The sequence below is a fragment of the Olivibacter sp. SDN3 genome (genome assembly GCF_014334135.1).
Classification (GTDB): domain Bacteria; phylum Bacteroidota; class Bacteroidia; order Sphingobacteriales; family Sphingobacteriaceae; genus Olivibacter.
This window is the reverse complement of record NZ_CP060497.1, coordinates 2,970,240-2,988,472: the sequence shown is the minus strand read 5'-3', so window position 1 is coordinate 2,988,472 and position 18,233 is coordinate 2,970,240. Positions and strand designations below refer to the sequence as shown.

10 protein-coding genes are annotated in these 18,233 nt (G+C 42.5%); 1 reads left to right on the top strand and 9 read right to left on the bottom strand.

From position 1 onward, the window contains the following. Positions 1–98: 98 nt before the first annotated feature. Together H8S90_RS12270 and H8S90_RS12265 are read right to left on the bottom strand one after the other, a co-directional pair. Positions 99–1,649: a RagB/SusD family nutrient uptake outer membrane protein gene (locus H8S90_RS12270; RefSeq protein ID WP_187342793.1), complete on the bottom strand. Its 1,551-nt coding sequence runs from the start codon at positions 1,647–1,649 to the stop codon at positions 99–101. A gap of 11 nt (positions 1,650–1,660) precedes the next feature. Continuing rightward, a complete protein-coding gene (locus tag H8S90_RS12265) occupies positions 1,661–4,786 on the bottom strand; it encodes a TonB-dependent receptor (protein ID WP_187342792.1) in 3,126 nt (1,041 codons plus the stop codon). 255 nt (positions 4,787–5,041) lie between these two features. Here H8S90_RS12265 and H8S90_RS12260 point away from each other — a divergent pair, with 255 nt between their 5' ends. Beyond that, positions 5,042–5,815: an IclR family transcriptional regulator gene (locus H8S90_RS12260; RefSeq protein WP_187342791.1), complete on the top strand. Its 774-nt coding sequence runs from the start codon at positions 5,042–5,044 to the stop codon at positions 5,813–5,815. Here the strand turns inward: H8S90_RS12260 and H8S90_RS12255 are convergent. From H8S90_RS12255 to H8S90_RS12225, 7 genes are all read right to left on the bottom strand, one after another. Continuing rightward, a complete protein-coding gene (locus H8S90_RS12255; protein ID WP_187342790.1) occupies positions 5,812–8,004 on the bottom strand; it encodes an alpha-L-rhamnosidase C-terminal domain-containing protein in 2,193 nt (730 codons plus the stop codon). The two genes, H8S90_RS12260 and H8S90_RS12255, sit on opposite strands and share 4 nt — an antisense overlap. A 100-nt stretch (positions 8,005–8,104) precedes the next feature. Next, on the bottom strand, positions 8,105–9,685 hold the full coding sequence (locus H8S90_RS12250; protein ID WP_187342789.1) for a sodium/solute symporter: 1,581 nt from the start codon (positions 9,683–9,685) through the stop codon (positions 8,105–8,107). Positions 9,686–9,693: 8 nt separating this feature from the next. Beyond that, the gene (locus H8S90_RS12245; RefSeq protein WP_187342788.1) at positions 9,694–10,773 is read right to left on the bottom strand and encodes a Gfo/Idh/MocA family protein; all 1,080 of its coding nucleotides are present in this window, start codon (positions 10,771–10,773) and stop codon (positions 9,694–9,696) included. A gap of 81 nt (positions 10,774–10,854) precedes the next feature. After that, positions 10,855–11,517, bottom strand: a complete 663-nt coding sequence (locus H8S90_RS12240; RefSeq protein ID WP_187342787.1) for an L-rhamnose mutarotase — start codon at positions 11,515–11,517, stop codon at positions 10,855–10,857. A 40-nt stretch (positions 11,518–11,557) separates the two neighbouring features. Next, entirely contained in the window at positions 11,558–14,590 is a 3,033-nt protein-coding gene (locus H8S90_RS12235) for a hypothetical protein (RefSeq protein WP_255501929.1), read from the bottom strand. After that, positions 14,587–16,287, bottom strand: a complete 1,701-nt coding sequence (locus H8S90_RS12230) for a polysaccharide lyase (RefSeq protein ID WP_222852298.1) — start codon at positions 16,285–16,287, stop codon at positions 14,587–14,589. Before H8S90_RS12230 ends, H8S90_RS12235 begins: the two co-directional genes overlap by 4 nt. Before the next feature lie 71 nt (positions 16,288–16,358). Next, complete coding sequence (locus tag H8S90_RS12225) at positions 16,359–18,224, bottom strand: right-handed parallel beta-helix repeat-containing protein (protein WP_187342786.1); 1,866 nt, start codon at positions 18,222–18,224, stop codon at positions 16,359–16,361. Between the last annotated feature and the right edge of the window lie 9 nt (positions 18,225–18,233).

Sequence of the window (18,233 nt, the reverse complement as noted above, 5' to 3'; positions counted from 1 at the left end):
CCCATGGTTAAGGTTCAAAATTAGTTTTCCATAACCTCGTTTTTTTATATCAAGTTGACCATCTATTATAGCATATTATCATTCCTCTTACCCAGTCATCAGTATCCTTCATTTTGCACTAAATAGGGGTTATTATCTAGTTCGGCAAGCGAAAATGGCAATAGATAGTGGTGAGGTTCAAACACCAAAGATCGGTCCGCTGGAGTTCTCAAAGTGGGTAACTTTAGGTGTGCAATATTCCACCTTTTCAAATCGTTATAACGTTGTCCCTCTAAGGCCAGTTCAACACGTCGTTCATGACGAATATAATCCCGTAGATTCTCCTGATTCTGATAACGTGTGCGATTAACTGATGGCATATCAATTCCTTCACGCTCCCTCACACGGTCCAACGCATCATATACGCTAGCATCCGGCCCGCTGATTTCATTTCGTGCTTCAGCGTACATCAGTAGGACATCAGCAAAGCGGAGGTGAATGTAATCCTGATCAGAAGCTGTGGCAGTATTGGAGGAGAAAGGAGCGCGGGAAAGATCGACATATTTTTCTGTTAAAAACCCGGTGTAAGACTCATAACTACCCGTCCAGGCTTCACCCGAGGAGTTACGCCATATCTCTCCGGGGAGTTTCACGGTAAGATCTAAGCGAGGGTCTCGATTGGCATAGGGGTTTTCCGGGTCAAATAAAGGCGATTCGTCCGCTCTGTTTCCATCGGTCATTTCATAATCATCTACTAAATCTTTATAGGGCTGCATGAGCGAGAACCAACCCAGCTCAATATCCATACCTGCCGCGCCAGGTCTCACCCGATGCGTATTCGCCGGGGCTAAATATTGAGTAGAAAAAATAATCTCCCGATTGATGTTAGCATTTGCCTGACCGGCTGTTGTAAACAAAGCGGCGTAATTATCTGCCAATGAATAGATTCCTCCATTGATAAGATCTTCCAAATATGGAATAGCCTCTGCCCACTTCTGTTGGGTAATCAAAACTCTCCCCATCAAAGCCTGTGCGCTCCCCCGCACAGCATGTCCACTGTATTTTTCATCCGGCAAATGGGCGATTGCAAATTGAAGATCTTCTTCAATCAATGCATAAACTTCTTCCCTCGAGCTTTTTGCGATCTTCGCCTCGTCTAACGTTTCAGGGAAATGTGTATAAATCACTACTCCTCCAAAAGTTTGCGCCAGGTCAAAATACGCCAGAGCTCTTATAAACCTCACTTCCCCTTGATAGTTATTGAGTTGCTGTTCATTGATAGGTGCTTTATCTACATTATCCAAAAAATAATTACATGAAGCGATGGCTCGGTAAGGTGTAGTGTACATGTTAACCATCGCCCCTGTTAGTCCCGGAGATATACCCCCTATAGTCATATTTTGCATGTTAGGCTGATTGTTTTCGCCTGGATCCAAAAAAGCATTATCAGAAAGCCCATCGAGATATACCCGTTCATAACCCAAAAAATTTTGTTGTAAACGAGAATAAACACCTGTTAGAGCGGTATTTACATCCTCTTCTGAAGTCCAAAATATCTGACTGGAAACGCTATTCAACGGATTTCTATCCAAGAAATCCTTTTTGCAAGCCATCAATAGCGATACTATTGCAACTATTGATAAGGTAACTAATTGTTTATTGCGTAGCATAATTAAACGATTTAAAATTTTACATTCATTCCCAAACTAAATATGCGTGCTTGTGGATACTGCGCGAAATTCCCGCTGACACTTGTTCTTTCCGGGTCTCCGCCTTCGTAATCGGTGATTGTAAAGAGATTATCTGCCGAAAAGTATAATCCCAGCCCTTGCATCTTTAGTTTAGAAACGACGTGCTCAGGGAAGTTGTAGGATAACATCACATTCTTTAATCGTAGGTAAGAGGCATCTTGCAAATAATAAGTAGAAGAACCATAGTTTGCAACGCCAGAATACCCTGCTATATAAATAGCCGGCAAGGTATTACTCCTATTCTCCGGCGTCCAGGCATCCCTCCATTTCGAGGTAGGAGCAGTTCCTTGCATAAATGGATCGACACCCCAATTATTTACTCTGGCCTTAAGACCTTCCACTCCCTGAAAAAATGCATGTAAACTAAAACCTTTATATCCCACATTAAAGCCAAATGAATAGATATAATCGGGATAAGCACCTTTTACTACAATCCGGTCATCAGCGTTCACCACGCCATCACCATTTTTATCTTTCATCTTTAAATCACCCGCCCGCGGATTCGGATTCAGTTCATGTCTTGGCACTGCCGGATTTCCGATATCTTCTTCCTGAAAAATGCCATCCCATTCGTAAAGGAAATGCTCATTGTAAGGAAGACCAATTTCTTGGATGGTAGAACCTCTAAAAGGAATCTGGATATCAATCACTTTGTTTCTAGCAGTAGAGATCTGGAAGTTAGCTCCATAAGATACTTCACCGATACGATGCTGATGAGTTAGTTCGAGTTCTATTCCCTGACTACGCATCTTACCATTATTGATGGTCTGTGAAGGAACTCCTAAGCTCGCCGGAACGGAAGGAGCCGCCAAAATATTAAATGCCGAACGTCTGAACCAGTCAAATGTAATGCCTAACAGACCGTTTTTTACGTTTAGGTCGAAGCCAAAATCGAGTACCCTAGATGATTCCCAGCGTATACGCTGATCGCGGAAAACATCGTTCACCGCACCTTGTTGTAAATCTGCATTCCCAAAAGGATAGTAAATACTGCCGATTACCAGATTATCCTGATACAAATACGTTCCAACATCCTGATTTCCTAAAGTTCCATAAGACCCCCTGAACTTTAGCTCACTCAACCAATTGGACTGGTTCTCAAGAAAATTTTCTTTCGATAGTAACCATCCTGCCGAAACTGACGGGAATAGCCCCCAGCGATAGGCGGGCGATACTTTTGAGGTACCATCGTATCGTAAGTTTGCTTCCAGCAGATAAATCCCTTTGTAATCGTAATTCAGGCGACCAAAGAAAGATTGCATGGCCCATTCGGATGGCCCTGCCAATGAGGGTAAACGGGGATGTGTAAAATAGAGCGACTCCCCATCGGGCATGTAACCTGTGAGATCCGTTAAGACGGGAGCAACAGTATTGATCCTTCTCCCCCTTAAGTTCTGATTTTTATAGAAAATCTGTTCATATCCCGCTAAGACCCTGAAGGTATGATCTTCAATTTGTGCATCATAAGTCAGCGTCGAATACACCGTAGGATTCAATACTTTCGAATATTGGTCGGTTACCCCTAGGATATCGGGTCCAAAGGTGTCTCTTATATAGGTATCTGTCGAAGGATCTTTCTGAAAAAGAAAAGCGTCATAATCCTTCTGATACATTTTATAATACTCATCAATATAATTAATTGCCACTTTAGATGTCCAGGTAAACCCTTTAAAGAGTCTTATATCAATAAATGCCTGTGCATTTAAATTATATTCTTTGGTATTTTGCTCTCCCATAGCATAGTACTCCTGAGGGTTACGGTTCCTTCCTTCCTGCTGATAGGCCCGAGAAACAATTCTTCCGCTACCATCAGGCAAAAAAGGACCGTAAAGTGGTCCTGCAGCATAAATGGCAAGCGCCATATTCTCTCCCGTAAAGGGTGGTTCCTGTCGGTCTTTATAGGTCATATTCATTATAGTCCCCACCGTGATTGCTTTACTTAATTCATTGGTATAGTTCAGCAAGCCGTTATAGCGTTTAAAATTGTATCCCTTGATCATTGCCCGTTGATCGAGATAACTTAGCGAGGCATTAAAAGTATTCCGTTCTCCCCCTCCTGATACTGATAGATTATGATTGGTTACCGTGGCCGGGTTGATATAGTAGTCGACGTTATCAAAATTTGGATATTGATTACGATCAGTTGCATTTCTGTATTTCTCTATCTCTCCTTCCGGGTAACGAAATGCTACTCCCGATCTTGCCGCCGCTTGGTTATACAGCTCCATATATTCCGCAGAGTTGGTAATTAAATCCGGCAGTGCGGTTGGGGAATGCCGTGCCACATTGGCATGATAATTAAAAACTGCTTTACCACTTCTGCCTTTCTTAGTAGTAACCAGAACCACTCCGTTTGCTGCTCTGGCACCGTAGATTGCCGCCGATGCCGCGTCTTTTAATACCGTTACATTTTCTATATCATTGGGAGAAAGATTATTGAACGAACCTGTAACACCATCTATAAGCACTAACGGTGCCGTACTTCCACCAAAAGTACTCCTACCCCTAATTAAAAAGTTGGGATTATCCCTCCCTGGCTCGCCCGAAGGTTGCGTCACCTGAACCCCTGTAACACGCCCTTGCAGCAAATTTGCCGCATTCGGCGCAGGCCGCTGTGTTAAGATTTCTCCCGATACCGCTCCCACAGAACCCGTGAGGTTTGCCTTTTTCTGTGTTCCGTAGCCCACTACCACCACCTCATCCAGTGCGCTGATATCTTCCTGTAAGGTAACTGTTAAAACGGTTTGGTCTCCAATTGTAATTTCTCGTGTAAGAAAACCAACAGAACTAAATTCCAAAATCCCTCCCACCATGGGAACAAGCAGCTTAAAGTTACCGTCTGTATCTGTAGACGTAACCGTATTCGTACTTTTTACCCGCACACTTACGCTCGCTAAACTTTCTCCAGAAATGGCAGTTACTTTTCCAGTAATCGCTCGTTCATTTTGCGCAAAAGCTCTATCGAACAATAGCAAATTACCCAGCAGCAATAGTAGTATCCAAGTATACTTGTGCCCCACAAATACTTGGCGTAAATTCATTGGATTTGTATTCATAATTTGACATTAGGTTAGTTTTTTATTTATTAGGTTAATGTGCCAAAACAATATCTGTCTATCCAACACTTATTAATTGACAAAAAATTCTCCTTTATACGGCTAGAGGATCGAATGAAAGATTAACTTTATAATTGGTTTAATATTCAAATATAAATATTATTTTCATATATAAAAGTATTTTAGTAAATTTTATCTGTTTCATTTTTGCATATCCACTTCTTTACCTTAATTTTGGCAATCATTCCCAAGAATATGCAGTCTAGAGACAATAAATACCAAGCGCCGGCTTTAGAGAAAGGTTTAGCTATTTTAGAGTATTTATCATCACAGTCGATTCCTCAATCACAAACAGAAATTGCTGCAGGTATTGGGAGAAGCCAAAACGAAATCTATCGTATGCTCATAAGCCTAGAGCACACCGGATACATCTTGCGCGAGGAGGTTTCTGGTAAATACCGCTTATCATTAAAATTATATTATTTATCTCATCATCATTCTATTGTAGATGAGCTGCGGAGGGCCGCTCTAAATGCTATGGAAGGGCTGGCAGACAGTATAAAAGAGGCCTGCCACCTCAGTATTATATATCGCAGTAAATTAATGGTTATCACACATGTGAAAAGTCCGGCGCCTATAGCATTATCAATTGAGGAGGGCAGTCTTTTCCCGCTGATTTTAACAGCTTCTGGTAGGGTTTTACTAGCTTATTCGACTAACGAAGTTAAAGACAATCTTCTTAGTAATAGTCAATCTTATCAAACCTTTGATAAAGCTAGACGGGAAGAATTAAACGTTTTGTTGCATGATATTTCCCAGCGGGGTCATTATATTATGCAAAGCGACCTTGCTGAGGGAGTGACAGATATCGCTGTTCCCATTATACACCCGAACACCGGCATTGTTGCCTGCTTAACGGTTTCTAAACTCACCAAATTCAACATTGATATCAATGTTGACAACAAAAGAATTTTGAGAGAGATTGAACACGCTGTCCATGAGATCTTAAAGAAGATTGGATTTGCTTAATCAACAGCGTCGTATTTTATCGTGTATGTACGGTCTGCTGATAATGTTATCTCATATACGCCCTTTGCTTTTTCAACAGCTTCCACATCTAAACCGGTGGGCTTCGTTTTACTTTTGACTCTTAAAATCCCCCGCCCCTCATCTGCCTGTACACGGATTTCTTGCTTACTGCAATAAACTTCGATGCTCCCGTCAGGTGTTGGCACCTTACCCTCCATCCATTTCAAACCACCGAGCTCAGGTTCCACAAGGTAGGTCTCATAACCAGGAGAAGTAGGCCTTACACCTAGAAAATATTTTCCCAAAAGATAAATAGGACTTGCGCCCCACGCATGGCATAAGCTTTTGCCAAATGGCCGACCATACATCGCATAATGTTCTTCACCTTCTTTCTGCGGATCATATTCTTCCCAAAAAGAGGTAGCGCCCAAAGCTAGCATTCCGCCCCAATAATTTTTTATTTCCTTTAATACGTACTGCTGCTCTTTAAGTGCACATAGTGCTTCCAGCTCATAAAATCGCATATAGGGTGTAGTAATTTTAGGGACGTCCTGATTTAGCAGTACACCTTTCTTTACCTCTTGTTGTTGTGGGGTATTTAAATAGTCAAAGAAAATGGCAAACATATTGGTATAACGAGTTACATGATCGGTAGCTTTGCCATTTATCCGGCTATGAACGAAGGCTTGCCTTTGTTCATTCCAGTAGTTGGTAAATATTTTTTGTTTCAATTGATCGGCTTCTTGTTTATAATATTCGGCGGACTTCCCGTCGCCAACGAGATTTGCACATAATGCCATTGTTTCCAGACTTCTACAGAACAGTAATTGCTCGAAACTTAGTTCTCCCGCTTTACTTAGACCTTCTGCCCAATCTACAAACACCCAATCGCCAGCCAACCCCTCCATGAAGCCATCTTCGTTTTTTCTTTGCAAACAAAACTCCATCAGGCTTTGCATTCTGGGGTAAAACTGTTTGATAAATTGTTGATCGCCCGTGTACAAATAGTAATCATAAATACCTAGAAACCAATAAAACGTATAGTCCATGATCGTGTTAATATGACTACTTACGGGCTCTTTACCCCGCAGAGCCAAGGTGGTACGCCTTACTGAAGGTGAGTCGAAGAATAGATAGTAATTCATAAGATAGCTTTGGTAAGCGTCGCCCGACCAGATCCAGCGATCACGCTTAATGCCGTCAATAAAAAACTCCCGACTCGTTAGTTCCATAGTATACTTAGACACCTCCCAGATACGGTTAAGTTCATCGTCTGAGCAACGAAAGCTTCCCCGAACTTCTAAAGGAAGATATTCGTACAACATCGATATGGAATCCACCTTTACGGGTTTATCAGGCACCACATAAACGTATCGAAACGCTTTAGATGTAGTTAATGTAGAATCCTGTCTAAGTGTAAGGTCTATCTGTAGACGGTCCAATGTTTCGCAAGTTTCTATGGCCAGCGCCTCTTCTTCTGACTCACCATAGTAAAGCGAAACTTTTCCTGCCCCCTGTAAGCCATGGAGCTTTATGAAGCCGAAGGTTTCTTTACCAAAATCCACTAAGATACCCGGGCTTTTTGTCTTTTCTGAAAGCGCCCACTGCGAACGGGTAGCCAAGCGGAATTTAGAAGGTCTATCTGCTGGACTATCAAAATTCCATGAACCGGCCTGCACCCAAGTAGTACCTGACTGATCGGAGGCCTTACCTGTTTCATCAATCCATTCCTTATCTTCATCGGTAACCAACCACGAACTATCCGAAACGATCTTTTTCCCCTGTAAATAGATAGCAGGCACCTTGTCTTGCGCATAAACTTTTAAATTAATTTTATGTTTCCCTGCAGGCACGTGGATGGTTTTCGGATAGCCTTCTATCATTTTGCCATCTAATTTTACATGATATTGTCCTTCGGCATAAATGTCTACGTCTTCAGCCTCTTCTATTTCAACAACTTTATGGAAGTCTAGGAGTGTATAGGGGTTGTCCATCCGCCAAAACGGAGGAAAAAAGGTTCCTCTCTCCGTACGTTTATTCTGCATTTGGTTACTTAGCCAGATTTCAAAATCACCAGGATACCAAACCCAAGTAGCTCTGCCTTGTGCGACAACTGCTGTTGAAAAAAGATGTGTTAGAAATAGTAGCGCAACGGGCAAATAGTTTCTTATAGATCGACAAAAGTTCATAATGGTTCCTATAAACAGATAAAGTGACTCAAAAATAGAAGCAAAGCTTTCTTTAAAGCTGTAAGATATTAACTATCTTATATAGGATATTAACATAAAATCAATGTCCGTTAAAAAATATGTATAATACAAACATGACCATAATCAACAGTGACCAAACCCACCTAACGCGATTAGTAGGTTGAACAGCGATATAGGGGATATTAGGCAATTGTTCTCTTTTCCCCGTGAAGAGTGAAATAATTACCGCAAAAAGCATCAACAACACAAAAATGCAGAAGGACAGCATCAGGTAGTGTGGCCAAATAGGAAATTTATCGGGCGTGAACACCCATAGATATAATACACCAATACCTAAACTTAATACAGATCCCAGGGACAGTACAAAATTAACCGCAGCTCTGCTGGTTCGTTTCCAGAACACCGTTAGTAGGAAAACTACAGATAAAGGAGGTGCAATAAAACCCAATACCGATTGAAACACGTCGAATAGGTTCAGGCCTTTTATCTCATCAATCGCTAAAGCTGCCAATACGGCAAATATACAACCCGCTAGAATCGTATACCTGCCCACCTTTACCATTTGCCTGTTGCTTGCTTGCGGATTTATCTTCTTTACATAAATATCGACTGTAAACACTGTACTCAGGGAATTAAGTGACGAACCAATGGTGCCCACAAGCACGGCGATCAAGACTACAATTACCAAACCGTTTAGCCCAGTGGGAAAGAGATGAGTTACCATGGTCATATAAGCCTCGGAGGGGTCTTCCAGTTCAGGATACAGAACATAGCACAGAATTCCGGTTAAGATAAATAGCGGTAAGGATAGGATTTTTAACCATGCTATAAAGTTAACCCCAAGTTGACCCTGTTCAAGGCTTCTGGCACCTAGTACAGACTGCACCATGGCCTGATCGGTACAGAAGAAAGCGATAGCGGCAACAGGATATCCCAACAAGATCGCGTACCATGGGTAATGTGGATCTCTTGCCGAGTGTATCAGATTCCAATAATCGGCAGGCACAGCATGGTATACTGAAGCTAATCCACCCGCCTTAGCTATACCAAGTATACTCAACAAGCAGGATACTATTATTAGTAAGAGCATCTGAAAAATATTGATTCGGGCGATAGTTTTAAGTCCTCCCATATAAGTAAAAAATGCAGCAAAAAAAACTAATACGGTGACTGATTGCCACATAGGAATACCTAAAACTTGCCTAATTAAAAAGCCTCCGGCAAAAAGTCCTAAAGTAAGCCAGGAAATCAACATTTTAACCAATGAGTACCACGCCAATATATTACGAGTGGTATCGCCATACCGCCTTCCCATAAATTCAGGCAATGTACTAACCCGAGCACCTAGATAACGTGGTGCGAAAACGAGGGCCAAAAGAAGTAAAAAAACGAAGGCATACCAATCGAAATTAACTGCTACAATACCGGTTGTGTAACCTATGCTCGCAAAAGCCAATAACATCGATGGTCCTACGTTAGTGGCCCACATATTGAAGCCGATACTTGCCCATCCCAAGGAGTTATGTGCCAAAAAGAGCGGTTTGTCTACTTTATTTCGATTAAAAAGACTTGAGCTAAGCCCAATAATCATCAGCAAAATTAAGTAGGCACCAATAATTCCATAGTCGAGCAGGGTAAGCCGCTCTGCAATATTACTCATATAAAAATTTATCGGATATTTAATTCGTCCAAACCGTATTCACTCCAAATTTCGTTTAACTTCACCGGCCTCCCTTTTTTTATTGAGCGATCCATTGCCTGCAGCAGTGCTACTGTACCTATCCCTTCGATCATATCAGGGTATGCGACAGTTTCTGCCGCGAGGCAATCAGCAAAATACTCCAGGTAATTTTGGTATTCACCGGCATGATGGCTTTTTCCTTCAAAGCGAAAATAATGTTTAAGTTTATGTTCCCAGGTGAGGATCTGTTCGTCACCGTTATTTGTTGTGATCGCGTAACGCAAATCCATGTAATCGGCCTGACTGCATCCCTCAGTGCCTCTTAGGATACAGCTCATTTCGCTATCGCGCAATACAGGTTGGATCGGGCCAGTATACGCACCACTTACTCGCGCTATCCGGCCATCTCGTGCTTTAAAAATGAAATGCATGGTATCCTCATGCTTTAAACCACCTTTTAGCCCATTGGCGCTCAACATACCGTAACCCATAACTTCATCGATATCGGGCAAATACCAGCGCACAAAATCCACAGGGTGGCTTAGCCCTCCATAGAGCCATTTAAAGCTGCTTTCCAGGGACCACGGTTTCTCTAAAAACCAGCGGTGATCGGCATGATAATACCCCTCAATGGTAATCAGCTCACCAATCAGCCCATTCTCAAAATCGGCTCGCTGCCTTTTCATAGGCTCAAAAAACCGCGAACTTTGTCCTACGAAAACCCTTTTACCACTAGACACGCTTAAGGCCAACAATTCTTGCGCATGTGCGAGATTATCTATAAAAGGCTTGGTACAGATCACATGCTTACCATGCTTCAGTGCTGATTTCACATGTTCGGCATGCAGCTTATCTGGTGTATAGATAGCAATGGCATCAATTTCAGGATCATCAAGCAAGTCCTGATAATTAGTTACATAGAGATGAAAATCAAACTCTTCCGCACGTTGCTTACAAACAGCTTCATTACGATCACATATTTTTATCAATTCAATCTTTGAACTATTCAACGCAGCAGATATTGTACTTCTACCTTCTCCTAATCCCAGTATTCCTAATTTTAACATTTCCGTTTTTGCTTTTTAGATGACCGAATACGAGATGCATGACATAAAATCACACCTGATATTAGGTTTATTCTGATCGTATTATTTATTTAAATTAAAAAACACCCAAACTTCACCTTCGCTCGTTCCCGGAAGCCCTTCTTGATATTTTGCCATGAGCTTATTCCATTCCTCCCCTCTGGAATTATTTTCCACCGTTTTCTTATCCAAGCTTTCAAAGTCGGCTCCCTTAGGAATACTGATGACCAAGAATAATTGTCTACCAGCTCTATATAAAAGCACCTGCTGAAACATTGCCTTACAAAACCCTTGTGAAACTTCTGGCCATTGCTCGAATTGTTGTGTATGATAATCTAGGTATTCTTGCTGGAGGGTACTATCTTTCACCAGATTGGCAGATAAAAGCACATGATCATATTCTTTGACTGCAATAGATTCTTTATCCTGGCAGCGTTTTCGATCAAAAGTGTAAAACGGCGCTTCTAACAACTGCACATCATACAACGGATAGGCCTCTAAACAATTTTTATAGAATCGCTCCGATTCGGCTTTTGTGCCGTACAGTATATGGTGATTTTCCCATTGATAAAGTAAAGGTTTTTCAATTCCACTTTCTTTGGCGAGCTCATAAAAGCGATGGATCATTTCGTCAGCAGCCACTGTAGCAACAACCTGTACCAAGTACGGGGAGTGAGCGTTATGGTAATTCGCTCCAGCATTACACGAAAAAACCATTGACATCATAAAAAAAATGTAAACTCTCAGTAGGTTAATCATAAATTTCCTATTCAAACAACCAATCAATATTCCGTTCATCGACTGCGATCCCAACTTCCGCATCATAACTTTTAAATTCTTTCGCGTCTGTAAAACCTAAAAGCAGGCATTCTCCTTTAGGAATTGTTAGCGTATGCTTTCCGGGAGGGAAACGATAAGCATGTATATATACCGGCGGATATCCCTCCAAAAGCAATGCATTTGCAATAAGCACATCCGATTGTCCATAATCATTTGCGCTAGCATCGCGTTCCAGCTCCGGGGCCGGGGCAAAGTTTTCACTTTCCTTTTCACTTCCAAAAGCAGCATCCTTTTCCTTAAAGAAACCCACAAGTAATTGAGCAGGTTGATCAACATCAAAAGTAATTTGGCTTCCTAAATTTCGCTGTCGGTCAGCGTCCATCCGGATACCTTTCAGCTTTGCCAAGCTAGTTGCTACTTCTACCAATTTATGTTCACTTCCAAATGGCTTTGCGTCTTTACTCAAGGCGTAAAAGCCTTTGCTACCTGCTATCAGCTTTACGGCAACGGGCTCTAACGGCTCAACGGTACCTGTTCCTTCCGGATGATGTTTGAGTGAATCGATCTGCCTCTTGAAGTGTGATAGCTCTTGCTCATATAATGGCAGCAGCTCATCCCATTTTTTGTAATTACCATCTATTCCTCGAATTGGAATTTTTCTTTGCGTGGTCTGCATGCTATTTGCATACAAATAGCTGTCGTCCGTGAGTGTTGTCAGCTTTTTAAAATACCATATACTATTTTCCAAGTGCGGTAGTGCTTTGTCTAAATCCCCTACTTCACTCGAATATTTATAGCGCAAAACCAGCAAGGCCGCCCGCACTTTTTCGGCGTAAAAGTTTGCCAAAGCATCGTAGCAATACACATCATTTTTTATCCTATTGAATTCTTCTTTTTCTTGTGTAACCTGTGAAGCAACTTTTTCTATGGCAAGTACAGCATTTTTACCGTGAGCCACCACTTCATCTGCAACCTGGACTGGGGTTTCTCCAATATGTGGTTCACCGTTCCATTCCTTCTTTGCATAGTCAATTAGCATTTCTCCTTCAGGTGCTTCAGACTCATAAAGTAAGGTAAATAGACTAAAGCGAAACGGATTAATTAACTGTGGCATAAACATCCCTAGGCTTAGTGTTTGTCGGTTACCGTCGGTAATGCCATAACGCCTTAATAGCTTTGGTGCTATTTCGCCCAGTTCTTCATAACTTTCCAACAATGCTCTCCCAGCAGTGTTATCCGTTCCGAATACCCCTGCCAAGATATCACTCCAGTAAGCTTCTTCCATATTCCTATCGTTACCCGCATTCCATGCATATCTCGCCCAAGCTTTATACCACATCCAATCGCGATCAATTTGTAACAGTCGCGCCGTTGTGTCTTTTAGGCGATCTGCTGCATAGGGCCAGTCCCAGTAAGAGGCCTGCGGATAGACGTGCAAACCGTTTGCATAATGAATGTTATGCATGGCCTGTACGCTTTTTTGAATAAAATCAGGTGATGCATAGCGAAAAGGTTCGAGATTTGCTAAAATATGCACATTCTGTATATGTACAGGCGCCGCTTTACTCAAAGTTTGGTGAAGTTCCGCCCACTTCCCGCGAGGCGTGTAGGTTGTCAACGCCTCGCCATTGTATTTTGCCATGGTATATAAATTTTTATATAAGGGCAGCGATGCCTTCATAACGGCGGGAGCATCAGTATCATGTGCGCGCAAAACAATGGGGGGTTCTGTTTCTTCGCCAATGCGCTTCAGTCCTTCCTGCACCCCCGGGATAATGGTCTTGGTAAACCAGTCGATATCGTCCTGTCCGACTCCTTCCATCGCCTCGCCAAGTGTTACCAACAATCCTACATTTGGATATTTCTCAACGAAGGCAGCGATGGACTTGCGCGTATAATCGGCTATTAGGGGGAGAATAGGCCTGTTGCGATCCTGCGTTTTTAAATCATGTTTTTCTGCAAAAGGCTTTGATACAATAATATTATAAAACATCTGTATCACCCAGATGCCCCGTTTATCGGCCTCCTTCGTGATGAACTGAAAGATTTCTTCATTTTTTTTAAACGTTTCCTCATCGACCTCCACCGCATAGGGATAATCGGCTAAGCGTACCAGTGAGGCGAACGGATGCCCATTCCACAAATACAGGGAATTATAGCGGTTCTCCACCAACATATCCAAGTATCTTATCCACTGTTCTTTATCATATAACCAAGGAAACTCTTCCGGTGTATAGGGGTATTCATATACCGTTCGTCCCGGTAGGTAGTGTGTTTTTTGAATACCAATCGCTGTACCGCGCAACAGCATTTCCGGATGATCTTTTTTTTGCAACTGCATTGGCAGTTGCCCTTCCTTATCAAGGCGCTCTGCCAATTCCAGACAACCATATAGCACACCATTATCGTCAGCACCTGCTATAAAGCTTTTTCCCTGTGCGGTATCCCAATGAATCTGAAAGGCTTCTTTTGCCGACAAGTTAATTGTATCGAATATCCCACTACCTATCGGATCTGCGATTTTACCGATAATTAATAATTGGGATGCTTGCGCAAGAGTCACGTCATCTGTAGTAAGCCTGATTTGATATCCCGAAGCTCGAAAAGCTTCAGTAAGCTTTTCCACACCATATTGTATACGTGGTGAAGCTTTTTCAGAAATAAGTATCGTTAGCGCATGTTTTTGGTTATCTCCCTGCACAGCAAAAGATAACTGCACCAGCTGAATCAACAGCAGGGTTAAACAGGCAGAAAACCAATGGCATTTTTTGCGGATGCATGTTATAGAGATTTCGCTTTTAAGCATTTTGGATATGCCACGCAAAGTAACGCTCGCTATGCTCATGCCACAAGCTTGCTTATACGCATCCAAAAACCCGTCGAAGTACCAACAGGGTTTGTGCCTGTTGCAGACACGGCCTTGGGGACGGCAGCGGAGCGCACCCGGATCCAGACGTGGAGCGACAGGCACAAACCCGATTTTGTTAAAAACAAACTTCCTGTTGCATGTTGTTATCATAAAGCATTTGCATTTAAGGTATCATGGTTATTGGCGGGATCTGTCCAATCCACTTTTTCGTTAGGGTTTATGCCGTGAATAAATTTTTCGATATTGGTATAGCCGTCACCGTTAACGTCGCCATTGGCATCTGATGGATCAAAGGGATCTAGACCATATTGCATTTCCCATTCGTCTGGCATTCCATCGTTATCCGAATCTTTATAGGGCGTACCGCCATAGGTTGGATATCCTCCCACCTGACTAACGTCTACGATAATCCCCTGCTTATAGGAATCTTTTGGAAGCCTTCTTTTTACAAAAGGGGAATCTTCTATTTCCCGATTTGGTAGACGATCCAATTTACCCGTTGCGACCTCCTGAACAATCCGACTATCTACTGCATCCCTTTTTGGCAACGTTGCACCAGCATTTTCCAAAACAAATGTAAATGCGTCATCGGCTTCCATAATAGCCAATCTAGACATCGGAAATGGACGATCGACCTTTATTAAATCACGATATATACCGGCATCGCCCCCATTCCCAATCTGCACACCGCCATCCCAATTATCGGCACTTACTTTTTCATGACCTTCTACGATATTACCTTGCACGTAGGCGCGACCAAAAACAAGTGAATCATGTTGAGAACGATCTGCCTCAGGCTTTAAAATTCTATACCCGGTGGGATGATCGGTTGGGGTGATTGGACCCGGCTTATAGTAATTATTGATGATGTTAAATAGCGAGCGATGGTCGCCCCCATCGACCGTGCGGTTCCACCAGTTGAAGATCACATTATTTACGAAAGAAAAATCACCATACATGCCCACCGATGAATTTCTACTGATATTATGTGCCCAAAGGTTTCGCATAAAGGTACTGTTTAACCCGCCCAAGGTACTGCCGAAAGCATGGTTATAGGTATCTAAGGCTTCTGAAAAAATGCTGTTTTGAATGGTTATGTTTACCGTAGGCAACTTCAGTCGTTCTCCCTGACCGTCGGTATACATATTTCTATAAATTGACATATTTTCATCTAAACCCCAACTGGCTGAACAGTGGTCAATGATCACATTTCCCATAGCATCACCGCCAAGGGCGTCATCACGGAGGGTTACATCAGTATTCCCTCTACGGAAACGCATATGTCGGATAATTACATCGTGCGTTTCTATAGAAACCGATTGTCCGGCGATACAAACGCCATCTCCAGGAGCGGTTTGGCCAACAATAGTCACATAAGGAGCTCTTATTTCAATTGGTGTTTCCAAATGAATAATGCCTGCGACATTAAAAACGATCATTCTGGCTCCCGCAGCTTCACATGCTTCTCTAAACGTACCTGGGCCTTTGTCATCCAAACTATTAACCACAAAGATCCTTCCTCCTCTACCACCTGGCGTAAATGCACCACCGCCTTCAGCTCCAGGAAAGGCTGGAATATCTGCTTTTATCAAATCGAGCGGATACGAAGCCCAAGGAATATAAGGGCGCCCGTTTTGTGCCTCCTGACGAACGATCGCAGCATTGGATTCTTCCCATTGTTTTTGAAGGCGTTCGTCTTCTCGCTGCAATAAAGCATCTGTTTTCGCTTGAAGCGTATCTGGGATTTGGGGATACTGCGCAGCAACAGTGTTTACCAGCAATAGCGCTACCAAAAAAGGGAGTAGTCTACAAAAATATTTATGTGTTTTGTACGATGAAATAATCATTACCTTTTTCTTTAAAATATCTAAAAAATACGATCCTATTTATTAATCACTAACCTTATAATTCTTTATTATCACCTACTTAACAGATACTTATAGGCTTCTTGTAAACCTGCCTGTTGTTTAACGCTCTCCGACACCATTGGTCCGTTATGCTTCCAGGTGTTCCCCGGGCCGTTGGCATTCTGTAAAAACTTCTCTTGTGGACACCAGTTGTTTTTTACGGTAAAATACGCTGATCCTTCGTCTGTATATAGGTAAAACCAATGTTCAGGTAGATGTGCATAGGGCGCGGTATAGATGCTATCGATATAATTTTCTTCAATGACAGATCCGGGTTGTGCTGATAGGGTATAAATACCTGCCACATCATTCATATGCTTGGCATAATGGTGAATTTTATTAGCCGAAACTTTGTTATTAGCCATTGCGCTTACCGTGGGTGTCCATCCCCACCCAAGACTAATACCAGTATAGGAAACTTCACTAATTTCATTATGCTGGATAATTGTATTACGCACATATCCAGCACCGATTCCCACACAGCCCCAATCCTCATTGGTAACATTAGTTATTAAATTGTTTTCTATCCTATTATCGGAAGTCAGCTCCCTTACATCGGTAGGATTATAGGGAAGATGCGTTTCGAAAGCTTCGTCTGAAAATACTCCGAGTAAAATTGCCGAGCCACCGATATCTCTAAATAGATTACCTTTAATACTATTATGTTGCACACCCCGGTGGTAGTCCAAACCAGTGGAAGCCAAGTGCTCGAATTTACAGTCTTCAAAAGAAGTATGCTGTGTGTAAGACAGGGTAGCTGCAGCATCGGGTCGTCCTATCCATGCTTGGTTTTCCAGTCCTTTTTTGTCGGAAGTACCCGGTACTTCGAGTTTGTAAGCATCCAGAAAGTACATCCCCGCCTGCAAAGCAACATGTCCGCGTTTTGACGGACGAAGCCAAGTACTATGCTGCCAAGTGATTCCTTTAAAATGTATATGTTGCACCGGTTGATCGATGGTCCCTGCCACGCGAAGCAGCGTTTCTAAATAAGGTACCAGAACTTCGGCAGTAGATAAATTTTCCCCATCCCTTGGCCAATAGTATAACTTTGCGCGCTGTTTATCCAGATACCACTCTCCCGGTTCATCTAAAAAATGTATGGAATTGGTCAGATAAAAAGCAGAGTTACCCGTTTCTTTTGAAAGCCATGGAGCAGGCCAGGGGTGTTCGGACTGTAGCTTGCTTTCCGGCTGTAAAAAAGACAACTGCACGCTATCGGCTACTACATTCGCTTCTTTTATACGTAAGGTAGCTACTGCCCACCACTGGTGTATAAAAAACTCCATTCCTGACTGCCATTGGAAGTTAGTACTTTTCGGAATCCAACAGGTTTCGTCTTTATGGTTCCAGGACAAAATCCTGTCCATACTGTCTCCTAAAGTACTTTTAGCTCTTACAGCTTTGATATCATTTACCCATAATTGCCTAAAATCTACTACTTCATCTCCCATCTTGGGAGCATCGATTACCCACACCTTCCCCCGAGCAACAGCAGCCAAACGTGCATTATCATCCGTTACTTTTTGCCAATTTTTCTTTAGCGGTATCCCTCCGCTTATGATAGGCTGTTCATCCGGAGCCGCAGAAATGATCGTTGGGCTTGTCGCCGTTCCCGAATCTTCCGGGCGAATAAATATCGGTTGCTTAAGCCTATATCTTCCTCCCTGCATATAGATATTCACCCCTTTTGCCACCCTTTCATCATTTAGTCTTCGCCACTCCCTCACTTTCCTTAAGGCGGCATCGAGCGTTGCCACGGGTTGGCTTTTTGTTCCCGGATAAGTGTCGGCACCTTGGGGAGATACCCAAAGTTCAGCTCCTTTCAAATGAATGGTGCCCATGGACATTAAGAGAACAGCTATAATAAAAGATCTCATTCTTAGCTA